Here is a 23,843-nt window from a genome sequence, read left to right as displayed (position 1 = left end):
CGCCGATGGCGAGCATCCGGATCTGCCCGGGCAGAGCGGCCTGGTCGGCGGCCTCCTCCAGGGAGGACCGCAGCAGGGAGCGGGCCCGCTTGGGTACGGGCTGCTTGCGGGCCGGGTCGGGCTGCGGCGGCAGGTCGGCGTACACCCCGGCGGCCTTCGCCAGGAGCGCCAGGACCTCGATGCGGATCTGCCGCGAGTGGTCGCCGCTGGTGGGCGAGGCGGCCCGTCGCACCCGCAGGGCGCCGCGACCCGCGAGGGTGAGGTAGGCCTCGACGGCTTCACGCCGGAACAGCGGTCCGGCTTCGGCGTCGGTGTCGAGCGGGTGGTCGGGGTGGGCGAGGGCACGGCCGTACTCACCTGCCACCCACCGCACCTGGCGGCCGCGGGCCTCGGAAATCTCCCCCTCCTTCGAGCAGACCTCTGCGGCGGCCGCGCACAGCAGCTCCGGCCCGGTGAGACTGCGGTCGACGGGCATCAGCGCACCTCTCCGTCGGCGGCGGGCCGCCGCACGGCCTGCCGCACGCCGCGGTTCGCCGGGGACCACGAGAGCGCGGTGCCGCCGTGGTACTGGCGGAAGACGGTGTCCTTGGCCAGATGGGCGGCGGCGCCGATCTCCGCCCAGGTCGCGGGCTTGCCCTCCGGGCGGCCTTCGCCGCGCAGGGCGCGGCCGGCGGCGTCGTGCGCGGCGCGGCCCGCCGTGTCGGCGACGAGCATCATCAGTTCGAGCTGGTGCAGGGGATCGACCGCGAGACCGACCGCCGTGGTGAGCAGCTGCACACGGTCGGCCGCCGTCGTCTCGTCGGCGTTGGCCTGCCGGATCAGATCGGCGATCTGTTCGGCCATCATGTCAACGTTGTCCACCCGGAATCCTCCCGTTGTGCCGGAACAACGAACGTCGGCAGCGTAGCGGGTCTCCGTTGTGTCGAGACAACGAACGGGCGCGGTTGGCGAGAACCGCGCCCGTTGACTGAATCACGGACTCCGCGAGTACCGGACTTACGGAGTCTGTTGCCGTTGGATTTTCCCCGAGCTGGCCCGTTCAGCCTTCTCCGGGCGGGCCTTTTCCGCCGGGGCGGCAGCCCGGCGCCGGGGCAGCACGGAGGCCAGCAGGGCCTCTTCCGTGTCTCCGTGGAGCCGGTGGGCGTGCCCCTGCAACAGCAGGTCGACGGCGACGCGGATCAGGGTGTTGTCGGTGATGATCTCCGAGCGGTCCCGGCGGCGGGCGCTCACGTACCGCCGCAGGTCGGCCAGGTCCGTGAGCTGATCGGACCGCAGCCGAGCCTCCTTACGCTCCAGCGTCGCCCACTTCGGATCGCTGGACCGGTGCGACTCCAAACCCGCGGCCGCCCCTGACTCCACGGCCTGCTCACCTTCACCGAGGATGGGCTCGACGGAGGGGGTCAGCGGCTTACGCCCTGCCCCTATCCCGGAATCGGGGGAGACCACGGACCGGGTCCTCTTCGGCGTCACACGAACTCCTTGATCATGCGCTCTGCGGAGGCCTTGTAGACCTCGCGCATCTCGGTTGCACGGCTGCCCTGGGCAGAGAGCGGCTGGGCCTCGTCGGCGGCGTCCTTCACCACGGACCGCAGCGGGATCGGCTCCCAGACCATCCCCTCTCCGAAGATGTCCGGGAGCGTTCCGAGGTGGTGGGTGTGCGCAGCGAGACGGCCGTCGACCAGCGAGGGAATGGCGGCCGCGAACCGGAGGTCCAGGTTGCCCATCTCCATGCGGTTGATCTCATCGCCGATGAAGTCGCGGAAGCGGACCGCACCGTCGACGCCGTCGTACTCCGGCTCGACCAGGGCGACGGCGTAGTCGGAGGCCGCCAGGGCGAGCTGGGTGAGGTGCCCCAGGGAGGGCTGGCAGTCGAACAGCGTGAAGTCGTAGTCGTCGTCGACGCCCTCAAGAGCGCGGGCCAGGCGCTGGCGTGAGCCGATCACGGCGGCCTCGGAGATGCGGTTGTCCAGGTCGAACCGGCTGGGAATGATGTCGATCTGCTCTGCGTAGATGCCGCCCCACCCGCAGGAGATGATCGCATCGACGGCGCAACCGGCCTCATTGGCCTTCACAACCTCGGAGACCGTGACGATCGGCTGTTCCTTGCGGTAGGGGCGCCCCATCCTGCGCGAGAGGTTCGCCTGCGGGTCGACGTCGACCACCAGCACCTTCCGCTTCATCTCGGCGAGCGCGGCCGCGACCATCTCCACCCAGCCGGTCTTGCCGACGCCGCCCTTGTTGCTGCCGGCGGCGACACGCTTGTTCCTGCGCTGCGACATGGGCCTCTCCTTTCTCGGGTCCGTGACTCTGTGACTCCGGTATCCCGGGAGCCTGTGACTTCGGCAGTCTGGCAGCACCCCTTGCGGCGGTCGACAACGAACCGCCCGACTTCACTCCTAGAGGGCGTACCCGGACCGGTCGGTGACTCGGCCCGGCGGCAGCGACTTCCGGAGTCCGGCATTCCGGGAGTCGCTGCGCCGCCGCACCGTGTCGCTCGGGCCGGGGCCTGTCAGTCGTCCAGATGGCCGGGGGCTTCCTCCGCCCGGCAGGCGGCGCACATGCCGTAGGGCGAGGCCACTGGGATGGTCGTGCCGCAGCTACACAGGATGAACCGGTCAGCGCAGGCCTCGCACAGCCCCTCGGTCATTCCAGCCTGGCCGTCGCACACCTGGCAGGGTCCGTCCTCCCGACAGTCGGCGGCGGGCACGGTCTCGCCGTCTCCCCCGAGCTTCGGCACGAGCTTGCCCTCGTTGCCGTACTGGCCGGGCTCCAGCTCGCGGACCCGGTACGCGGCTGGGGTGCCGTCGTCGGCCCACTCCACAGCGGTCACCAGGGCAGGGCGGCCGTCCGGGAGGCGCACGTGCGTCCGCAGGGCGAGTCCGCCGAACTGGCGGCGCAGCAGCTCGGTGAGGAACGGCACCGAGAACCACCAGGAGACGTGCTCGGTCTCCATGTACCCGTTGTAGTTCCGGCGTTCCTCCTGCGACTTCAGGAAGCGCTCGGCCAGCTTGAAGCAGCGGCTGTTGTACTCAACGAGGGTCATGTCCCACGCCGGTTCGCCCGCCTCCGTGGTGACCTTGGTGGCCCACACCTGGAGACGCGGGTGGCCGGTCGTCCACCATTCCCTGATCGGGCAACCGAGCAGACGCACCGCAGCGAGATCGAGGGGGTGCATCAGCATGTCGACGGCGGCGAGATCGTCGGCTTCCACCGCCGCGCGCAGCCGGTGCGGGTCGGGTGCCAGTTCCGGCTGTTCGTCCAGCAGCATCGCGTACGCGGCGGCCAGCACCCACGAATCGTCCTGGCTGTAGCCGTACTGAGGCTTCTCCCGGAATCGGTGGGTGAGGCTATGGGCGCGGCGTCCGGGCAGACTCGCGGCCTCGCAGGTGTCCCAGCTCGTACGGGGGTTGCCACGGTGGGTGAAGGGGTGCCAGGTCTCGCACACGTAACCGGGGTGCGGGGTCCCGTCGCAGCCGTGCGTGCACGGGGTCATCACGATCGGGTACAGGCGGGGCGGCTCGTCCAGCGGCTCAGCGGCCGGGCCGGGGTCCGGCTCTGCCAGGCGCCGGCGGGCGGCGGTGTACGAGATGCCCTCACGCGCGGCGAGTTCGCGGGCGGCGCGTTTGGTGTGCTTGTTGGCGGTCATGACCGGTCGCTCTCCCGGCGGTGGACCCCACGCATCCCCGCCGCGGCGTCGGTGGACCAGGGAAGGCGCAACGGGGTGTTGCTGACGTCGCGTGAGGCTGAGCCCGGGGCCCGCCCCTTGTCCTCGGTCGCCGCTCCCGGCGTGGGCGGGTACGGCTCGGAGTCAGGCCGACGCGAGGCGGCCACCCATCACGGTAGCGGCGGGGGCCGACATTCGCAGGCAGGATCGCCGTCCGAACCAACAGACTGCCGGAGTGCCGGAATTACAGACTCCCGAAGTAAACTCCCGGCACGCTGTCGGTGCCTCGCCCTACCATCGGAGGCACGGCAAGACGCGCACGCCGTTCACTGCCGCCCTGGCGCCCACGCCGCCGGGCACAGTCGGTCAAGGTCTCTCGGGGCCCGCGGAGTTGAGTTCTGCCTGCATTCCGGCCTCGACGTACACGGCTGGCGGGCGCGTGGGGACCGCTACGCCTGGAGTACGCCATGCCGAAGAAGCAGAGCACCGCAGCCAAGAAGGCCCGCGCAGCCGCCCGGGAGGGCGCCAAGTACACCGCCGCACTGCGTGAGACCCGCGCCGCCGGCGCGTCCGGACCGGAGCCCGCCCGGGACGACTGGGACGAGATCGTGGTGGCGGCCCTGACGGACGTCGTCGCTCAGGACGGCCTCGTGCCCGTGACGGTCGTCTGGAACGAGGACGCCCGCCACTCCATGGTCCAGCGGGACGAAGGGGTTCGGTGGGGCGTCGCCGAGCCCGCCGCTGACGGCGTCCTCATCCGCGAGGTGCGTGACTGCATCGGGGCGGTGGCCAAGGGCACCCGGGTGCCCGTGCCGCACCGCCTGGCCGACGGCAGGGTGGAGGTCGCCGCCCTGTGGCCGGTGGTCTGGTGCTCCAACCGTGAGCCGTTCTGGCGGTACGTCCACAACGGCTGGTCCGTGGAGCGGCCCGGCGCCTTCCCCGACTCCCTCGACCCGATGTGCCCCAGCCCGGACCTGCCGTTCGAGGTGCGGACGTACTACGTGCCGGACGGGATCGTGGGCGAAGACCACTCGGGCGGTGCGCCGAGCTGGCGGACTCAAGCCTGGTGCACCGACCTCGCCAAGGCCGTCGCGGTGGCCGACGCGATGGTCGCCCACCGGCTGCGCACCCCCGAGCGCCCCGTCGGCGGCGACTGCGGGACCCTGTGCGCCCAGGTCTGGCAGCACGTCACCACCGACCTGGGCACCCTGCCCTCCCGGGTCCACCAGGTCGACGCCAATCCCAACCGGCCCGTGATGCCCCGCCTCCCGTTCGACACCTGGATCAAGGGTCGCCCGGCCTCCGCCGAGCCGACCCCGGAGCCGACCTGGTTCCAGGGCGAGAAGCACCCGCCGACCTACAACCTGCGGGTCTGGTCCGAGACGGACGGCTGGACAACGCTCGCATGGATCCCCGGCGGACGCACCCCCGCGAGCATCACCGCCGCACTGCTGCGCATCGGCACCGGCGGCCCGTACGCGTGGGCGGAGACCTGGGGGCCGCGCCACCCGGACGCCTGGGCTCACGACTGGACGCAGGAGGGCCGCGCCCTGATGGACCTGCACCCCGATGAGCCGTACGCCGAGCGCTCCGTCCGGTACGACGCGCAGCGCCAGAGGGAGGATGCCGAGCTGGCGGCCGCGCTCGCGGGACGCAGCCGCGGTGCGCTCACCACCGAGCAGGCCACGGCCCGGCTGGCGGCCGGTGGGCAGGAGTACCGCGACTTCCTGCACGTCGGGATGATCTGCATCATGGACGCCCTCAACGAGAAGCGCCTGGCCGCTGAGGGAGACGAGCGGCTACGGATGCGGGCGGCGCTGGACGCCCTGGAGAAGCACCACCAGGTCGACGACTGGGTTATCGACCTCACCCGTTCCCACATGGCCAACAACCGGCGCGACGCGCACTTCACGGACGGCGCGAAGCGGTGGCGGGAGCGGGCGCTGCAGGAGTACCTGACGCCCGGCGAGGACGTCGGCGGAGTTCCCGGACTGTCCACCACCTGACCCCTCCCCTTCACGGCGGCCCGGCGACTCGCCGGGCCGCCGTCGTGCGTCCACAGACTTCGGGACTCGCGTACTCCGGGTGTCCGGCCGCGCTTCAGCGACATTCCCACCTGGTGTTTCGCGTGGCGAAATGCCCGAACGCCGCGCAATAAATCGGCGATCGAGGTTGATGACCTTGTCTGTAGGGTCAATTGAGTACGACGTGGCACGTGTTGCTGGCGTGCCGAGGGAGCACGCGGTACGGGGAGAAGCGCATGGGGGATGAACTCGCGACGGTAGACACGGAAGCGGAGACCGCGCCGGAGACGGAATCGGCCGCCTCGCCCGGTCCGCAGCCACTGCCCGAAGGGGCGGAGCCGGTCGACGGGGTGACGGGCTATCACGCGCTCATCAAGGGCAGCTCGGTCACCGTGTTCGGCCCGGACGGCACCGAGATCGCCTCCGGCTCCCGCCGGGGCAACGTCGCGGTGGGCCGGGTCGGCGACGCCCGCCTGGTGAGCCACGGGCTCGGAGACAGGCGGCTGTCGTCCTTCGCGATGCTGGCCGCGCGCCACCACCGGGCGGCGAGCGACCCGAGCGCCCGCGACAAGGTCTGGGTGCGGTGGGAGGAAGACGGCGTCGCCGCGGTGTACGGCACCGACAAGTACGACGTCGATGATCTGCGGGCGGTGAAGGCCGGGAACCTGTACTGGTCCGGGCAGCGGCAGGCGCGGGTGACCGGCCGAAGGTGGAACCCGGAAACCCGCGACCGCAACCTCGCCGCCGTGCTGCAGGCGTTCGCCCGGCAGGACCGCAACATCGTGGTGCTCGGACCGGGCCAGACCCCGGAGGACCTGGTCACCTCGCCGACGGCGGCCGCGGCCGTCCCAGCGCAGCAGACCCCGCCGGCCGCGCCCGCTCCCCCGCCCGAGCCGGAGCCGGAGCCGCTGGACCTCACCGGCCTGTCGTACGAGGAACTGGTGGAGGCGGAGAACGCCGCCTCCGTGGAGCGGTCTCGGAACTACAGCGACGCGGCGGAGGGCCGGTATTGGGCGCTGCGGCAGGAACGCGGTAAGCGGCTGCTGGACCGGGTGGCGACGGCGGCGCCGGTCACCGAGATGGGCGACGAGGAGCTGGCCGCCAAGAGCGAGTGGTGGCAGACGAACAGCCACAAGACGCCGTTCCACGGCTCGGATGAGGAGTACCGAACGCTGGAGCGCCACTTCAGGGCGGTGCGCACCGAGCAGTACGCCCGCATCGCCCGGACGATCCTGGCTGGTCCGGCGGCTGCGGACCTGGACGACGAGGCGCTGGAGAGCACCTACGAGCAGGTCGGCCGGACGTGGACACGCCTGCCGCGCGAGCACGAACTGCACGACCAGGTCGCCGACTACCGCAAGGCCGTCCAGGAGGAACGGATCGCCCGGCGGGCGCGGTCTTACGGCGAGCGGACGCCGGTGGGCGAGATGACGCTGGAAGACCTGATCGCCGAGAGCGACGAGCTGGGATCGAGCCTCAACGCCACCAACGAACAGTCCTCCTACTCCTACAGCGAGGCGGTCAAGGAGGCCCGGGCGGCCCGGCTGAAGGCCGTGGAGGCAGCGTGCTTCCAGCGGGGCCTGGAGCAGAACCCGGATGCCACTCGCGCGAGGCTGGGCGCGAACCTCGGCGGCCGCCGCACTGTGTTGATCGACGGCTCGGACCGCGGCTACGGCTACGTGGAGCGCCAGGGCAAGAAGTTCCGCGCCCTGACCAGCTACGACCAGCGCAGCAGCATCGGCGACTTCGACTCCGCGCCGGCCGCGATGGCCGCCCTCGTCCGGCGCTACGACCAGGACCCGGAGACGCTGCCGCAGCGCACCTGGGGCCTGGAGCGGGAAGTGGACCTGCCGATCAGCGCCCACGACCCGCTGGTGTCATGGCTGCGGCGCAGGCCTTCGGAACTCTCCCCCGAGTACGACCGGGTGCTCACCCTCCTCACCCCCTACCAGCTGCCGACACGGACGAAGGTGGCGAACCCGCTCACGAACCAGGTGATGCAGGCCTACCCGTTCCACTTCGAGGAGGGGCTGCTCGGGGAGCTGGCGCGGATCGCGGAGCGGACCACGGAGGACCTGCGCGAGCAGTCGCTGGACGAGAACCTGCCCAAGCGGGAGCGGGAGGCCGCCAAGCGGCGCATCCCGACGATGGGTGCCGCGCTCATCGGTATCAACGCGGTGATCGAACAGGTCCGCGCCGCCGGCGGTGACGTCGACCGGCGCGGGGTGGACCAGTCCCGGCTGGCGGCGCAGATGGCGGCGCTGGCCGGTACCGTCAACGAGCAAGAGGGAGGCGAGGCCGATGGCGACGACGAGCCAGTACGAGACGCTGCTGCGCAGGCACTGGGAAGAGTTCCGGCCGCAGGAACTGGCGGCGATGCAGGACCCGGACCGGTACTTCCGGCAGCTGGGGGCGCAGATGAGCGAGGCGATCGCCGCGACGGAGGAGGACCTGGAGGAGAGCCTGGAGCCGGAGACGGGCTACCAGGCCCGGGTCGGACAGCTGGAGCAGATCAAGGCAACGGCGCGGGAGCAGGTGCTGCGCGAGATGCTGCCGCCGCCGGAGGACGCGGACAGCCCGGCGGCGCCGCTGAGCCCGGAAGCGATGGAGCTGGCGGCGATCCGCAGGGAGCTGGAAAACCTGTAGCTCGGTTCCGCCCCGACCCGGCCGACCTGCCGCGCGGCCCGCTGGCCCGCGCTGAGGCGAACCTCGAAGCCATCAAGGTGCTGCGGACGCTGGAGAGCGCCCGCCGCGGCGCCACCACCGAGGAGAAGCGCATCCTGGCCCGCTGGTCGGGCTGGGGCTCGGTCCCGACCGTGTTCCTCGACGAGCCGGACCCCGATGAGCCGATCTACCGGCCCGGCGGCGAGTGGGAGGGCAGGTTCGAGGCGGACCATGCCCGCTGGGAGTCCTACGACCGGGTGCGCGGCGAGCTGCGGGAGCTGCTGGACCCCTTCGAGTGGCGGGCGGCGTCCCGGGCCGTGCTGTCGGCCCACTACACCCCGCAGGGCGTCGCTGAGGCGATGTGGCAGGGCCTGGCCGCGTACGGCTTCGACGGCGGGGAGGTCCTGGAGGCCGGGTGCGGGTCCGGGGCGTTCTTCGGGGTGGCCCCGGAGGCCGCGCGGCTGACCGGCGTTGAGGTGGACCCCACCACCGCGGCGATCGCGGCCCGGATCTATCCGCACGCCAATGTGCTGTCCGAGTCGTTCACCGACACCGACGCCCCGGTCGGCACGTTCGACCTGGTGATCGGGAACGTGCCGTTCGCGCACAACACCCCGTTCGGGGAGGGCCGCTACGGCGCGGCCGGGCACTCCCTGCACAACGGCTTCATCATCAAGCAGCTCGCGCTGCTGCGGCCGGGCGGCTACATGGCCGTGATCACCTCGCGGTGGACGCTGGACGGCGAGGACACCTCCGCCCGCCGGGCCATGTCCCGCTGGGGCGACCTGGCGGCCGCGTACCGCCTGCCGGCGGGCACCTTCGGCGAGACCGCCGACACCGACGTGGTCGCCGACGTGCTGGTCTTCCGTCGCCGCGCGGAGGGCGAGGAACCGGGCGACCAGACGTGGATCGACGCGCCGGAGCGGGAGCTGGGCGGCAACACCCTCCCGGTGAACGCCCACTTCACCGAGCACCCGGAGAACGTGCTGGGACGCCTGACGTCCGAGAAGGGGCCGTACGGGCCGCGGGTGACGGTGCAGGGCGACCCGGGCGAGGTCCCCCGGCTGCTGCGCGAGCGGATGGAGGCCTCCGCCGCCGCGGCGGTCGCCGACGGCCAGGGCTACGTCCCGCACGAGGACGGGCCCGACCGCGCGCCGCTGCTGCTGCAGACCGCCCGCGAGAAACACGCGACGGACTTCACCGGCCGCCTTTACACCGACGACTACGGGCAGATCTGGCAGCACGTCAACGGCGAGGACCCGGTCCGGGTCATCACCGCCGACGGTGTCACCGGCACCGAGCAGCTGCGGATGCTGCTGTCGCTGCGCGACACCGCGAGCGAACTGCAAGAGCTGGACCGCACCGGCAGCGACCCCGACCGTGCGCGCGAGGTCCGCAGCCAGCTCGCCCGGCTGCATGCCGCCTACACGATGGCGCACGGGCCGCTGTCCCGGCCCCGGCAGACCCGGATGGCGCTGCCGACCGACGAGGCCAGGGCCGCCGCCCGCGCCGCCGGCGTCGAGCTGGACGACGACGAACGCCTTCCCACGGGTTGGGGCTGGTTCCGCCAGGACCCGCATGCCGCCGTCGTCCTGGGCTTGGAGCACTGGGACCGGGCGAACGACCGGCCGGTGCCCTCCGAGGTCCTCACCCGGCGGCCGGGCGCCCGCCGCGGCGACCTGGAGCCCACCGACGACCCGAAGACGGCGCTGACGGCCGTGATGGGCGCCACCGGCGGCGTGGACCTGCCGCTGATCGCCTCCCTGCTGGGCACGCCCCCCGAAGAGGCCCGCCGCCGCCTGGGCACCGAGGTCTTCGACAACCCGGTCACCAAGAAGCTGGAGCACGCTGGCGCCTACCTGTCCGGGCCGGTCCGGGTGAAGCTCGAACAGGCCCGCGAGGCGGCCGCCACCGATCCGACGTACGCGGTGAACGTCGCCGCGCTTGAAGCGGTGCAGCCGAAGCCGAAGCGCCTGGGGCAGTTCACTGCCCAGCTCGGCGCGCACTGGATTCCCGCGTCTCTCGTGCAGGGCTTCCTGCGGGAGTACCTCGGCGACCCGACCCTCCAGGTCAGCCACAACGAGCGGTACGGCTGGTCCCTGGCCGCGGGCAAGGTGCCCGACGCGATCAACGCGCTCAAGGGCACCGAACGGCGCTCGGCAGTGCACATCGCCAAGGCCCTACTCGGGCGGGCCTCGATGGTGGTCAACACCCTCGACGGCGACGGGGTCGACGAGGACGCCACCCGCGCGATGCGTTACAAGGCCGACGCGATGCGGTCGGCCTTCGAGGACTACTGCACCGCCAGTACCGCCCGGGTCACGCTGCTCACCGACGCCTACAACCGGCAGATGAACGGGCACGTCGTCCGCAACTACGACGGCCTCGCCCCCACCCTGGACGGCTTCACCACCGAGCGGACCCCGCACCCGTGGCAGCTCTCGGCGGCCGCGCGGATGCAGTTCGAGCGGGGCGTCGTCCTCGCGCACGAGGTCGGCCTCGGCAAGACCACCACGATGGTGATGGGCTCACAGGCCCTCAAGGCCTCCGGGCAGATCGCCAAGCCCTTCGCGGTCGTCCAGCCGCACCTGGCCCGCCAGTGGCTGGACGAGGCCAAGCTGCTCTACCCCAACGCCGACATCCGCCTGATCACCTCCGACGACCTCGCCGACGGTAACCGGCGCCCGCTCCTGGAGTGGCTGCGCGCCAACACCCCGGACCTGGTCATCTTCACCGAGGGCGCGTTCGGGTCGATCCGGATGAGCCCCGAGCAGCAAGAGCTGTACCTCTTCCGCGAGATCGAGTCGCTGAAGGAACAGCTCAAGCGCGAACGTGGAGTCCCGCACAACAACTTCGCCCTAATGCAGCTGGAACGGCGCCTGACCACGGTGGAAGCCCGCATCCGGCGCAACGCCGCGCCGATGCGCACCCCGGGCGAGGTGTACTGGGAGGACCTGGGGTTCGACTACGCGCTCGTCGACGAAGCGCACCGCTTCACCGCCGTGGGCTTCCGCTCCAAGGAGGCTGGCGGCGAGGCCGCGAGCGTCCGCGGGGTGGACATGCACCAGAAGCTCAGGTGGCACCACCAGGTGGCGGAGGTCCACGGCGGCCGCCCCACCGTCACCCTCGGCACCGGCACGCCGATGGAGAACTCCATCTTCGAGCAGTACTCGGTGCTCGAACTGGCTACGCCGTGGCTGCTGGACCAGTTCGGGGTGCACGGCCCGGACCTGTGGTCGGAGACCTTCGGGCAGAAGGTCCAGCGCATCGAGACGGCCCCGGACGGCAGCGGCCTGACGATCGTCGAACGCTTCTCCCGGTTCGTGTCGAAGTCCACGATGAAGACGATGTGGGGGCTGGCCGCCGACACGAAGACCGGCGACGACGTCGGGATCGTGCGGCCCAAGCTCGCCGGCGGCGCCCCGGAACTGGTGCTGGTGGAGCCGACCGCCGACCAGCGCGCCCGGCTCCAGACCCTGGTGGCCCGCGGCCAGGCGATCCACGCCGGTGACGTCACCCGCGACGAGGACAACATGCTGGCCGTCTCCGGCGAGGGCCGCGCGGTCGCGCTCGACCCCCGGCTGGTGGACGCCAACGCGCCCGCGGCGAACAAGCTGGTGACGGCGGCCGACATCATCGCGGCGGGCTACCACGCCCACAAGGACCGCACCTACGCCCTCTCCAGCCGCGACGACACCCCGCACCCGGTCCCCGGCGGGCTGTTCTTCGTCTTCTGCAACAGCGGCACCCCCGGCGGCAACAACAAGGGCGGCTTCGACGCCTACGCCGAACTGCGCGACCTGCTCGCCGCCCGCGGCGTGCCCCGCGACATGGTCCAGTTCGCGCAGGACAACGCCACCCCGGAGAAGAAGGCCGCGATGTCGGAGGCCGCCAACAACGGCGGCATCGCGGTCCTCATGGGCTCCACCGAAGTCCTCGGCACCGGCTTCAACGGCCAGAACCGGGCCTACGCCCTGATGCACCTGGATCAGGACTGGACCCCGGCCAGCATGATCCAGCGCAACGGCCGCGTCATCCGCCCCGGCAACCAGCACGAGGAGGTGAACATCTACTTCCTGGCCACCAAGGGCAGCATGGACGCCTGGCAGGTCGGACTGCTCACCTCCAAGGCGGAGGGGCTGCGCGACATCCAGCGTCCGCCCGGCGAGGGCGACGACGACAACGACACCGTCGAAGAGATCGGCGCGAGCGACTGGGACTACGCCACGATGGCCGCCGAGATCGGCGGCAACCCCTTCATGCGGCAGTTCATGGAGGCCAAGGTCCACCTCCAGGGCCTGGAGGCCGACCGGCGCAACGCGGCCGCCGACCGCGTCCGCCAGGCGGAACTGCTGGACGCCAAGAGGAACGAACTCGCCAGCACCCAGCGCGCCATCGCCCTCCGGGACGCCGCCCTGCCGAAGGTCACCGCCACGATCCGCGGCGACGCCTTCCAGATCCGGGTCGGCGGCCGCGACTTCGACAAGCGCGGCGAGGCCGGTCCGGTCGTCCGCCAGGCCGTCGCCGACGCCCTGCGCAGCCACAGCAGCCTCGGAATGGGGCCGTGGACGACGATCGGCACCTTCGGCGGGCTCGACTTCGCGGTACGGCCGGAGATCCTGGACGGCGGCGAGATCCGCGCTCACGTCGGCTTCCCCGACCTGCGGCACAGCGAATCCGTCTGCTCCATCGGCGACCTGGCCAACCCGAAGTTCGGCGGCACCATCATCGGCCGCCTGGCGACCGCGCTGGAGAAGGCCGAAGACCACCAGCTCATGGACCGCGAGCGCGTTCCGGTGCTGGAAGCCGAGATCACGCTGCTCGCCGCGCAGCAGGCCTCGGTCGACTACGGCCCAGCCATCGAGCACGCCCGGCGTCGCGTGGAGCTGCTGGACGCCGTGGTCGGCGCGATCACCGAGCGGGACAAGCTCCCGGAGCTGACCGAGTCCATGCTCGACCCGGAGAGGTACCGCACCCCCGAGAGCCGTAAGAAGGCCATCGCGGAGCGTGCCGAGCAGCGCGCACCCCATCAGGCAAAGGTCGACCAGGCGGCGGCCGCCCTCGCCGCGTTCGACGAGACGACCCCCGCCCCCGAGCTGCCCACGGCCCCCGCGCCAACGCCGAACCCGGCACCCATGCCTGCGCCCGGCGAAACAGCCGCCAGGCCCACCGGCAGCTCCGGCACCCGTCCCGCGGACGGGGCCCAAGCACCGCCGGAGCAGGCCCCGCCGGAGCCAGAGGACGGCAACAGCACCGAGGAACCCCCGGAGTCCCAGAGTCCCGAAGTATCGGAGTCACAGACCAACGAACCGCCCGGCGACGAGCCCGGCCCCGGGCCGGAGGCGTCGCCCGAGCCTGGCTTCATCACCCGCATCACGCTCCCAGCGGGCACGGCGATCGACCGCTCCTGGTGGGTGGGTGCCTACGGCCAGTGGGACACGTCCAACGTGGGACGCAAGGGCGTTCCGTCCGCCCTGATCGAGTTCGCGTCTGAGGCGGAGGCGGCGGGATGGGCCGTGGCGCTGCGCGCTGGGTTGGTCGACGCTGAGGACGGGGAATCATCGCTCGGCGTGTGGGAGTGCGAGGCATCTGGCACGACCCACGACAACAGCCGGGGTGGGGAGTCGCTCGCCGTTCTGTCCTTGATGTGGACTCAGGCGGAAGGCGCTAAGCGCTGGACGTTCGACACAGAGCGCTCCGGGGCGGAGCTTGGCGGCCGCCTTCTGCCCGGATACGTGACGCTGACCGACTACCGGCGTGCCCTGTCTCAGGCTCGGGTGCGGCAGGTAGACCCTGCGGCAAAGGACACGGAGGCTGCCACTCGTGAGGCGGAGTCAGCAGAGGCGGAATCGTCCGCCGGTGCAGACGTCGCCTCCCAGTCCGCTCCCGACGAGCAGATCGGCGTAACCCCGGCGCAAGACAGCGACGAGTACGGGACGGGCAACCTGTACGAGGAGTTCGGCCTCGTGCCGCCGGAACGCGTCCCGAACCCGGATCCGCAGGATGAGCCGGAGACGGACGCGGAGGGGGAGGAGACCGACGGCGTCCCGGACGGGCAGATGACCGTGGAAGAGGCGCAGGCCGAAGCCGCGCCCGCCGGCCCGGAAGGCACCCCGCCCGCGCCTCCTGAGCCCTCCGTCGTCTTGGCCACCCCGCCGACGTCCTCGCGGGACACCCCGGAGTCCCTCCAGCAGTCCGAGCAGCGGTTCGGCGGCCCGGAGCAGCTGGCTCAGTACGCGGGCCGGGCGGACATCATCCCGACGAGCATGTCGTCCTCCACGGTCTGGCTCGATGGTCGACTGATCGGCTACGTCACGGACCTCAACCAGACGGTGGGGGCGGCACATGACCAGTCGTGGCCTGCCGAGATGCGGCAGCCGCCCGGGCCCCGCTTCGAGAGTCGGCCCCCCTTCGGCCACAGGGACTCGGTATCGGCTCTGCTCGAAGACAGCCAGGCGGCGGTGGCGGAACTGGTGGCCCGCGCCCTCCAGATGCCCGTGCCCCGGGAGGCCATCGACGCGGACACCGCCTGGACGCTCAACGCCACGCTCGGCACGATCCGCCTCTCCCCCAGCTACGCGGGCGAGGACCAGGAAGCCGCCGCACGCCTGTCGGCCCTGCAGCAGGTCGTGGAGAACCTGAGTGCTGGACAGCTCACCAGCACGGACCTCGCGGATGACCTGGCGCTGGTGCACGACGATCTGCTCTGGGCTGCCGACTTCGCCGACACGTCCGCGTCCTACCTGACCCGGGCGGCTGAGGAACTGGCCGTCCTGCTGGCGGCCACCCGCCCGGACGATCCCCGAGCCTGGCGGCCCGACCCGTTCGTGGCGGCGCCGGCCGACGTCGAGCAGCCCACGCCAACACCCGCCCCCGCCCGAACCCGCGCCCGGAGAAAGGGGAGCGCGGCCGCGCCCGGCGCAGGGACAGAACAGCTCGGGCTGTTCGGCGATCCGGCACAGGACCCGTCAGAAGGCCCGGCGGAGCCGGAGACGGCCACGGGCAGCGGGGCCGTTCCTACCGAGGACGGGCGAGAGGCGCAGCTTCGGGCGGCGCTCATCGAGGGCGAGACGATCGCCCCCGTGTCGTTCACCGACCGGCGCGAACCGGCGGCGGGCTGGATTCTGACGACGGCGGGCGGGCACACGTTCCGGCTGCGCCCTGTGAGGTACTCCCGTCCGGATGAGGACCAGTGGGAGGCCGGTCACGACGCTGACGGCTCCTACTGGTGGAACGCGAACCTGGAGGACCGGCCCCTTGCCGCCGTGCTGGCGCGGATCCGTGAGGACTCGGCGACCCGTACCCGGTTCGCTTCGCTGTGGGCCCGGTACGGGCACCTGACGGCGCAGGCCCCCCAGTTCGAGACGACCACGGACCGGGTCCAGCTCGAAGAGGGCGTGTACCTGGTCCGCCGGTTCGGCCGCATCGGCCTTATCGCGTCGTGCCGGTGGGGCTGGGAGCACCTGACCGACCCGGACGGCGCGCAGGGCCGCACCGGTGAGGACTGGTCCCGGCGGGGCCCGGATAACCGGCAGTACGTTGCTGAGTGGGCGATCTGGAACTCAGCCCAGGAGGCCATTCCGAACGCGCGGCTACGCGTCGTGGCCCAGCTCACGGACGACATGGCCGACACGCCGGACGCGTACTGCGATGCGTCGACGCCGTACGTCGGCAAGTGCTCGGCGAAGCGCTCGGGTGCCCGGTACACGGTCGCCGTCGACGACGACCAGGGAAGCGAACTTGGTCACTACACCGTGTGCGCGCGGTGTCTGTCTCACCGCCTCCTGAACGACGAGAACAGGCGCTTCGGTCACCGCGACGTTGAGAGCCTTGTGGGGGCCCTGGCCAAGGGTGATCCGAAGGTGGTCGACCTGCACTGGAAGCAGTGGCCCGACCGAATCGCTGAGCTTGCCGGACAGATGCTGTCGTCCGCGCTGGATGCCGGAGACACCGCCCCGTGGCCCGCGCAGGCTCTGACGAGTCAGATCCTCGCCGAGGCGTGCGAAGCGGGCGACGACCGTGCTATGCGGGAAGCGCGAGCAGAAGTGAGGGCTGCGGGCGGGGACACGGAGGCACAGAAGAGGGCGGCGGCGGAAGTGGCCGCAGCCCGCCGGGACCGGGCCGCGCTGGTCGCCCGGCATGGCGCGACCCACATGGAAGCGGCGAACCAGACCGACCGTGCGGCCGTCGCAATCCTCGAAGCCGCCGGCTGGGGGGTGGAGGGCAGCGCCGCGGCGCCGGAGCCTGCTGAGGAGGCGGCGCCCGAGGTCGTCGACGTCAATACGCTGACCGTCACCCCTCGGGACCGCGACGGCGAGCCGTCCCCGTATGAGTTCACTGTCACCGGCCCCGGGCTGACCGTCGGCGAGTACGGGATCTCCCACGATGCCCAGGGCAGGGGTGCGCGGGGGATCATGTGGCGGGCGACCTGGCACGGTGTAGAGCCGTCGGGCCGGTGGGACGTGATCAGCATCGGTTCCGGCGAGGGCGAGAGCGCGGCCCTGGCGGCCGTCGCTGAGCATGCGGCCAAGGCTGGCGGGGACTTGACCGCCGGGTTCGCCGTTGCCCGCCGCATGCACTATGACGCCGGGCTGTGGGTACTGCCGGAAGTCGGGGAGTCGGAGGCGATCCAGTACCACCCTGACGGCACGTGGACGATCACCGCCGAGACCGGCGCCCTCTACACAGTCCGCCGGGAGTGGGAAGGCCGCACCGCCTCCGGTGACCTGGCGCCGCTCCTGATCGAGGACCAGGCGGGGACCTTGATCGCATCCTGCACCGCCGTCGACAGCTACATGTCTGCGTGGGCGCCGATGCTCGACCGGCTCCGCCTCCACGCCACGGCGGCTGCTGACGGGGTGCCACACGCGACGGCCGTCACCCTCGGCGGACCGACCCAGGAGTGGGTCGAGGCGTGGTGTGTGTGCAGCTGGACCGAGCGCGCCGATGTCGACGAGTACGCGGGCCGCGCCCCCGCCGGTGAGGCACTGGCTCTGGCGCACCGCCAGGCCCACTCGGAGACGTCGACAGCGGATGCGGCTCCGCAGTCCCTCGCAGCCGTGGTGACGCCGACGCTGGACGACGCAGTGCAGACCGAAACCGCTGAGGCACCGGCCGCCGTGGAACTGCCGGAGCTGGACGTGGTGCTCCTGGACGTGGACGTGCCGCCGCTCGACCCCGCCGAGCCGTACGAGACCGACGAGGAAGCGCAGGCGGACATCGACCGGCTGGGCGAGGCGTTCGCGCGGTGGGACGCGCTGCCCACGGTCCAGCGCTACTACGACGCCGACCGGCAGCAGCGGCCCGACGGCAGCGGCGAGCCGACCAACCCCGTGGCCCAACTCGCGGCGGCATACCGGGACACCGGGCAGTTCCTGAGTGACGACCCAGCAGGCACGCCGGAAGACATGGTGCGCCAGGTCCACACGGTGGCGGTCTGGAGCGGCGCCCTGGAGCCTGTCGTCGGCGAGGACCTGCGCGGTCCGCTGGGTGAGGTACGGGAGGCCGCCGCCCTCCTGGCCTCCCGCTCGCAAGCGACGGTGGAGGCCTTCGAGGCGGAGCTGGCCGCCCTCGCTGCGAACTCCGCAGAGCAGGACGCCGTCGACCTGGAGAGCGCGGCCGCCGAGACGGAACCCGCCGAACAGGCACCCGCGGACGTCGACGGCGAGCCAGAGACCCCCGAGAGCAGCACCGAGCCGGACTCCAGCGAACCGGCCGCCGACACCGGCCCGGTGGAGTCCGCAGCGGACGCACCGGTCACGACGGACACCGAGACGGACGGCGTCACGGACGGCGATCCGGCGCCGGAGCCCGAGGAAGCACCGGAGCCGCCGGCCGCAGTCGACGACACCCCGGAGGACACCGCGGCGGCCGCCGCCACGGACGACGGTCCGGCACCGGAACCCCAGGACACGCAGGAACCCGCAGTCGCGGGCTCGGATGAGGGGATGCACGAGGCACGGCGCGAAGCGTCGTTCCTCGAGCAGGACCGACCCCAGACGACGGACGGCGACCAGCAGACGCCGGAGCCCGACACGGCGGCCGCGCCGACGGCCCCGGCCCCGGCCCCGGCCCCGGCCCCGGCAGGGGAGGACGCCCCCAGTGACGAGACGGTGCGAGACGCTTCGGAGGAGCCGACCATGACCACCCCGCCGATCCCGGAGACCACCGACGCCCCGGACGAACCGATCACCGAGGAGCCGCCCGCACCGCAGCGCTACTTCGAGACGGTCCCGCTCGCGGGCGACCCCGGCTATCAGCTGCGCCTGTCCGGGCTGGACGGCCAGCCGGTCGACTCCGGCGAGGTACTGCGGGGCGACTTCGTCATCGCCACGGTCCACCCGGGCGGCGACGGCGGCTGGTTCGCGCGGCTGGCCGCCGAGCCAGCCGACCTCACCTACCTGGCAGATCAGCCACAGGAAGCGGCTGCCCACGCGGCAGTCATGCACTCCGCGTTCACCGGCGCCCCCTACGGCCCGCCGGCGGGCGCGGCCGTCGGCGACGAGACGCGGCAGCGGGTGGACGTGCTGCGGGCCACCCTGCGCGACGTCGCCCTGCAGCACCGCGAGGCGGTGGCTCTCGCCGCCGCCCGGGCCTACCCCGACTTCGAACAGAACGAGCACTTCCGGGCCCTGGCCGGTGCCCTCGACGGCCTGGCGGGCGCGGTGCCCGAGGGCTACGGCTCGCAGCAGATGACGCAGCACCTCGACGCCGTGCAGGGGGCCGTGAACGCCTGGGGCGGCGCGCTGCCGGTCGACCCGGGCCACCCCGTGCGCGGTCAGCTCGCTTTCCCGCTGGCCTCTCTGCTGTACGACGCCCGGAGCATGCAGGACCAGGTGCAGGCCACGCTCGCCGCGATGCAGGCAGAACGGGAGGCCGCCCGGGCCGAAGAGGCCGCGGCCGCCGTCGCGCTCAACGAGAGCTACCTCGCCGACTACCGGGCCGGGCGCCCGCCCCGCGACGAGGCGGCCGTCGCGGCCTACCGCGAGTGGCAGCAGCTGGACACGGAGGACCGGCAAGCGGCCCTCGACGCGCGGGGCCAGGAGGACGAGCAGCGGTCGGCCGACGCCGACGAGGGGACCGCCGCGGTGACGGACGCCGGGCCCCGGCAGGAAGGCACAGAGTCCCAGAGTCCCGAAGTCCCGGACTCACAGAGCACGGGCGCCGCCCGCGAGGAAGCCCCAGCGGCTCCAGCAGGGGCGGCAGCGGACGCACCGGTCCCGGAGGACGCGGAGGGTGCCACAGCTCCCGAGGACGGCGGTCCGGCTCCCGACGCCGCCGTCGACGCCGTTCGTCAGGCACTGGAAGGCGCCCTGCGGGCCGCCGATCAGCCGGAGCTTGCCGCACCGGAGCCCGGTGAGCTGCCGCTGTGGACCGGCCCGGAGGCCTCGCCTGCGGACACCACGGCGACGGAGCCTCCGGCCGGGCCGATGGATGTCCGCGCCGAGTTCCAGGGGGTGCTGGACGCTTGGGACGAGCACGTGCCTTCGGTGAACGGCACGGCTCAGGACCTGGTCGCCGATCTCGACGCCGACCTCGCCACGTTGCGGCGGGCGTTCGCTGAGGCGGTCGCCCCGGCCGCGCCGGCGGAACCGCCCACCGCTGCGGCCCCGGCGGACAGCACCACGGAAGGGGCGGCGGCCGCGCCCGTCCCACAACAGGCCGACGCCGTCAACTCCGCCCTCCAGCAGGCCGATACGCACACCGCCGCACTCCAGGATCTCCCCGAGTGGCAGAAGATCCAGACGGTGCGCGGTGCGGTCGGTCACCTGTTCCGCGTCATGCGGGAGCGGGCCGGGGAGCACTTCGAGCGCCTGATGGGAGACAACCGCGTTGGCGAGTTCTTCCGCAAGGTCTCGATCAGCGCCTGCGAGAAGGTCGCCGGGTGGGCACAGGCGGGGGCCGACCGGCTCCGGCGCCGGGGCGAGGAGAAGGGGACGGACGCTGCGGCCGCCGAGGCGCTGCGGGACGTCGCCGATGCCGCCTCCGCCTACAGCTCCCCCGGCGGCGGCCGCGGCGGGACACCGCCGGCGGCGCGGGGCGCCACGTCCACCACGGTGGACATCCCGGAGATGCGGCAGCTCGGGGAGGCGTTGTCCCAGCCTCTCCCTGGCGCCAGGGACGGGCGCGGCACGCGCGTCTCCACGGCGGCCGCGCGGGGCAAGTCGACCACGCGCGGCACGGTGAAGAAGCCGGGCGGCTCCGGGAAGAAGAAGGCGGGCGGCTCTGCGGAGCAGGCGGGGCACCTGCGCCGTGGCGGGGCCGACCCGCAGCAGCAGAACTCCAAGCCGTCCCAGCGGTAGGACACGAACGAGGGCCCGGACTGCCGAGTCGGCGGTCCGGGCCCTGGTGCTGCCGGTCAGCGCCTACGCTGACAGGGCCGCCCCAGCGGTCATCCCCCGTACTGCTGGGGCGGCTTCGACGCGTTCGGCGTATACCCGGTAAGCCTTCCGCCCGGCCGGGGAAGCCCCGTCGGCCGCGAGCGCGGCGCACGCCTCCAGGGCCGCCCGGTGGACACCGAGCGGTGCGGCCACCCGCAGCGAGTAGCCCTGACCCCGGCGGATGGTCCGGCCGCCGCTCAGCGCGTCCCGGAGCGCGACGTCGTCCGCGTTCTGCAGGTGCTCCACGAGCAGGCCGGGCACGTCGATACTCACGACCGGGTCCGCGGCCGCGCGGGCCTCCGGCTCCGGGCTCTCCTCGCCGTCCAGCTCCTCCCCCAGCAGCTCCCCGAGGTCCTCGGGCACGCCACGCGCCCCTGCCGCGTCCAGGGCGCGGCGGATCGTCTTGGGGTCGACGTCGTACTGCCGGGCCAGCGCCTTCACCGCCGTCCCCTTCTCCTGGAAGGCCTTCACCACGGCGGCGGCCGTGTCCTCGTCGAACGCGGCCGGGCGCCCGAGGGTCTTACCCCCCGCGCGTGCGGCGGCGACGCCGTCCCGGGTGTTCTCGCTGATCATGTCCCGCTGGAACTCCAGCACTCCGGCGAGCATCGTGACGAACAGCTTCGTCATCGGGTCCTCCGAAGTGAGGTCCATCCCCGCCCACGCGCCGGAGGCGATCCGCAGGTGCAGGCCTCGACGCCGCAGAACGTCGCGGACATCGAGTACGTCCTGGACCGAGCGGAACAGGCGGGCCGCGTCCGCAAGACGTACGACGTCGCCGACCGCCGCCTTATCGAGCAGCTGCACAAAGCCCGGCCGCTTCAGCGGGTGAAGACGGCTGGAGGTCGCCGGGTCCTCGTACACGGGGGCGCCGCCGTCGATGAACTTGCCGAGTGCGTGCCGCTGACGGGCGTTGGTCTGCTTGTCCGTGCTGTGGCGCAGGTACAGCCGGTCAGTCACGGCCGTCCGCCTCACCCTGGTGGTCGCGGTGCCACGCGCGTGCGATCAGGAGGGCCCGCCGGGCGGTCGTGGTGCCCCAGGTCGGCCGCTCCGCCGTGTCGTCCTGCGGCTGGAGTTCGACTCCGCCGTCCACCTCGTTGGCACCCTCCAGCATCCGGGCCTCCGAGGTCAGGAAGTCCGCGACCTCGGAATGGAAGGCGCCGCCGGTCGCCTGGATGCCCTCGACCGCGGACCGGATCTCGGCGACCTCCCTCCGTACGCGCGCGACCCGCTGTTCGTACCGGAGTCGGTCCGCATCGCTGTAGGGGATCTCGTTGTCCTGCCGGTCGACCTGCTTGAGCAGCGCCATCCGATGCCTCTTCCGTTCGTCGCGAACCAGCGCCAGGACGGCACCGGTTGCCCTACGGACCACCCTAGGGGGGCGAAAAGGGGAGGCGTAATTACCTTGCGGTACCGATTGGATCGGAGCCGCGTTTCCGCTGGTCGCCGATTGGATCATCCAATCGGCACCAAGGGAGGCGCAGACGACCGATTACGCCTCCCCTCTGGAACGGATCGACATCCGTCCGCATGTCGCGTCCGCCGGTCCCGGACTGAGAGACTCCTGGCTCATCACGGTGACCCGCGACGTAGCACCGCCCGGCGCGGCGAGGACTCGGGCCGCTTCGGCCGGTGCGCGCCGGGCCATCAGCCACACGATTCCCGCGGGCACCTCGTCAGCCCTGCGCGGCGCGCCACTACAGGACCGGCTCCGCCGCGCCGAGGCCCGGCGGGCCTCTGAAGTCTCCGGTCCTGGATTCGGCGCCCTCTCACCGACGGCGGCTCCGGCCGGAACTGCTTTCCTGCCCGGCGGCGCGGGGCGGGGCGCTTTGCTGGGCCGGTGGGGACTCTGCGGGACTCTTCCGAGCAGTGGGTGAAGGGAGGGTGGTGGAACGCTTGCGTGCAGCCTGCGCACTGGGACGTGTTGCCCTGCCGGTCGCTCCGAGCATCGGTGCGGCGAACTGGTCGACCCGCGCCAGGCGCTTTGCCCATTCCTCGGCACTCTCCCCCGCGGGGGTTGCTACGGCGTCCCGCCGGCGCAGGAAGTCTTGCCGCACGGCAGGGCTCCAGGGCTGACTCCGGGTTTCTTCGACCACTTCGCGTGCGGGCCGCGTCGGGACCCAGCCACCGTCGGCGTCCAGGTACTTGCTGAAGACGATTCCGGTTGCGTCGACGACGTGCAGCGCGTCGGCCAGGCCGCGCTTCTCGACGGTGGTCATGATTTTGGGCACGCCGTCGAAGACTCGCTGCTGCAGGTCCGTGGAGACGAGGAAGCTGTAACCCGGGCCGTCTGCGAGGGCTTGCCGGTGGCGGTCCATGACTCCGATCTCGGAGAGCGCCTGGTGCAGCGCGGTGTAGGCCAGTTCGACGCCGTAGCCGTGGGTTTGGAAGTCGGCCACTCGGTTGAGGGTGTATTCCTCGTGGGTGTAGGGACCGACGAACAGGATGTTCAGCTGTCGGCCCTGCACCTCGTCCAGGATCTTGGCTCGAAGGGCTTCGATGTCCTTGCGGCACAGGTCTGCGGCCGTCAGTACGCCGTGCTCTCGGGCGAGTGCGTCGTAGTGCGGGTGGAAGGCGTAGTGGTCGTCGCCGTCGAAGTACACGGTGTCCGTCAGGCCCAGTTGTTCGGCGACCAGCGGACGCAGCGTCGTCTTCCTGGAGCCCTGGGGGCCACCCAGAATGACCATCCGCGGGGTGTCTTGCGAGGCGTATCGGGCTAGGCCCGGCCGTACGTCCTCCTGGAAGATCTCGTCGATCTGCTCGTCTGACAGCCGCCGGGGCGGGCCCTTCTCAGCCGTGTCACTCATCATTGCCGCCTTCGCGCAGCGCTGCGAGCCGGGAAGGCATCTCTTGGATGATCTCTTCGATCCGTGTGCTGTCGCTGGCGGTCAGGGTGTCGCGTTCCGCCAACAGGGGGGCGCGCTCCTGGCGCAGAGCCTGAGCCGCCTGCGAAGTCGGCGCCGAGCCGATACGTCCGCTGTAGGCGGCGATCACTGCATTGAGGAGGGCATGCGCCCGCTCGTAGGCGTCCATCTCGGCTGCTGTCCACTGCGGCCGTGCACTGTTCTCCATCATCCGAAATCCTTTGAACGGCCTGCTCTCCTAGACTTCCAG

At 72.0% G+C, this 23,843-nt stretch carries 10 protein-coding genes and 1 pseudogene; 2 read left to right on the top strand and 9 right to left on the bottom strand.

What is annotated here, in order from left to right; translation table 11 throughout:
* The 5 genes and pseudogenes from ACGF5T_RS33710 to ACGF5T_RS33690 form a co-directional block, all read right to left on the bottom strand.
* Positions 1 to 475: pseudogene (locus ACGF5T_RS33710) on the bottom strand (hypothetical protein); the annotation flags it as partial.
* A complete protein-coding gene (locus ACGF5T_RS33705) occupies positions 475 to 861 on the bottom strand; it encodes a hypothetical protein (RefSeq protein ID WP_366768224.1) in 387 nt (128 codons plus the stop codon). The gene ACGF5T_RS33705 and the pseudogene ACGF5T_RS33710, both read right to left, overlap by 1 nt.
* Before the next feature lie 135 nt (positions 862 to 996).
* Positions 997 to 1,470, bottom strand: a complete 474-nt coding sequence (locus ACGF5T_RS33700) for a hypothetical protein (RefSeq protein WP_366768223.1) — start codon at positions 1,468 to 1,470, stop codon at positions 997 to 999.
* The gene (locus ACGF5T_RS33695; RefSeq protein WP_366768222.1) at positions 1,467 to 2,279 is read right to left on the bottom strand and encodes a ParA family protein; all 813 of its coding nucleotides are present in this window, start codon (positions 2,277 to 2,279) and stop codon (positions 1,467 to 1,469) included. Before ACGF5T_RS33695 ends, ACGF5T_RS33700 begins: the two co-directional genes overlap by 4 nt.
* 230 nt (positions 2,280 to 2,509) lie before the next feature.
* Positions 2,510 to 3,646 carry a hypothetical protein gene (locus ACGF5T_RS33690; protein WP_366768221.1) on the bottom strand — a complete coding sequence of 379 codons (1,137 nt, stop codon included), beginning with the start codon at positions 3,644 to 3,646 and terminating at the stop codon, positions 2,510 to 2,512.
* Positions 3,647 to 4,131: 485 nt separating this feature from the next.
* Here ACGF5T_RS33690 and ACGF5T_RS33685 point away from each other — a divergent pair, with 485 nt between their 5' ends.
* Together ACGF5T_RS33685 and ACGF5T_RS33680 are read left to right on the top strand one after the other, a co-directional pair.
* Positions 4,132 to 5,670: a hypothetical protein gene (locus ACGF5T_RS33685; protein ID WP_366768220.1), complete on the top strand. Its 1,539-nt coding sequence runs from the start codon at positions 4,132 to 4,134 to the stop codon at positions 5,668 to 5,670.
* Between the two features lie 254 nt (positions 5,671 to 5,924).
* A complete protein-coding gene (locus ACGF5T_RS33680; RefSeq protein ID WP_366768219.1) occupies positions 5,925 to 20,654 on the top strand; it encodes a hypothetical protein in 14,730 nt (4,909 codons plus the stop codon).
* 63 nt (positions 20,655 to 20,717) lie between these two features.
* Here the strand turns inward: ACGF5T_RS33680 and ACGF5T_RS33675 are convergent, their stop codons facing one another.
* From ACGF5T_RS33675 to ACGF5T_RS33660, 4 genes are all read right to left on the bottom strand, one after another.
* Positions 20,718 to 21,689: a recombinase family protein gene (locus ACGF5T_RS33675; RefSeq protein WP_366768218.1), complete on the bottom strand. Its 972-nt coding sequence runs from the start codon at positions 21,687 to 21,689 to the stop codon at positions 20,718 to 20,720.
* On the bottom strand, positions 21,682 to 22,038 hold the full coding sequence (locus ACGF5T_RS33670) for a hypothetical protein (RefSeq protein ID WP_366768217.1): 357 nt from the start codon (positions 22,036 to 22,038) through the stop codon (positions 21,682 to 21,684). The genes ACGF5T_RS33675 and ACGF5T_RS33670 overlap by 8 nt, the downstream gene beginning before the upstream one ends.
* 460 nt (positions 22,039 to 22,498) lie before the next feature.
* A complete protein-coding gene (locus ACGF5T_RS33665; protein WP_366768216.1) occupies positions 22,499 to 23,539 on the bottom strand; it encodes a zeta toxin family protein in 1,041 nt (346 codons plus the stop codon).
* The gene (locus ACGF5T_RS33660; RefSeq protein ID WP_366768215.1) at positions 23,529 to 23,804 is read right to left on the bottom strand and encodes a hypothetical protein; all 276 of its coding nucleotides are present in this window, start codon (positions 23,802 to 23,804) and stop codon (positions 23,529 to 23,531) included. Before ACGF5T_RS33660 ends, ACGF5T_RS33665 begins: the two co-directional genes overlap by 11 nt.
* Between the last annotated feature and the right edge of the window lie 39 nt (positions 23,805 to 23,843).

This window comes from Streptomyces sp. NPDC047853 (assembly GCF_043204535.1).
Taxonomy (GTDB): Bacteria; Actinomycetota; Actinomycetes; order Streptomycetales; family Streptomycetaceae; genus Streptomyces.
This window is presented reverse-complemented; position numbering and strand designations above follow the sequence as displayed.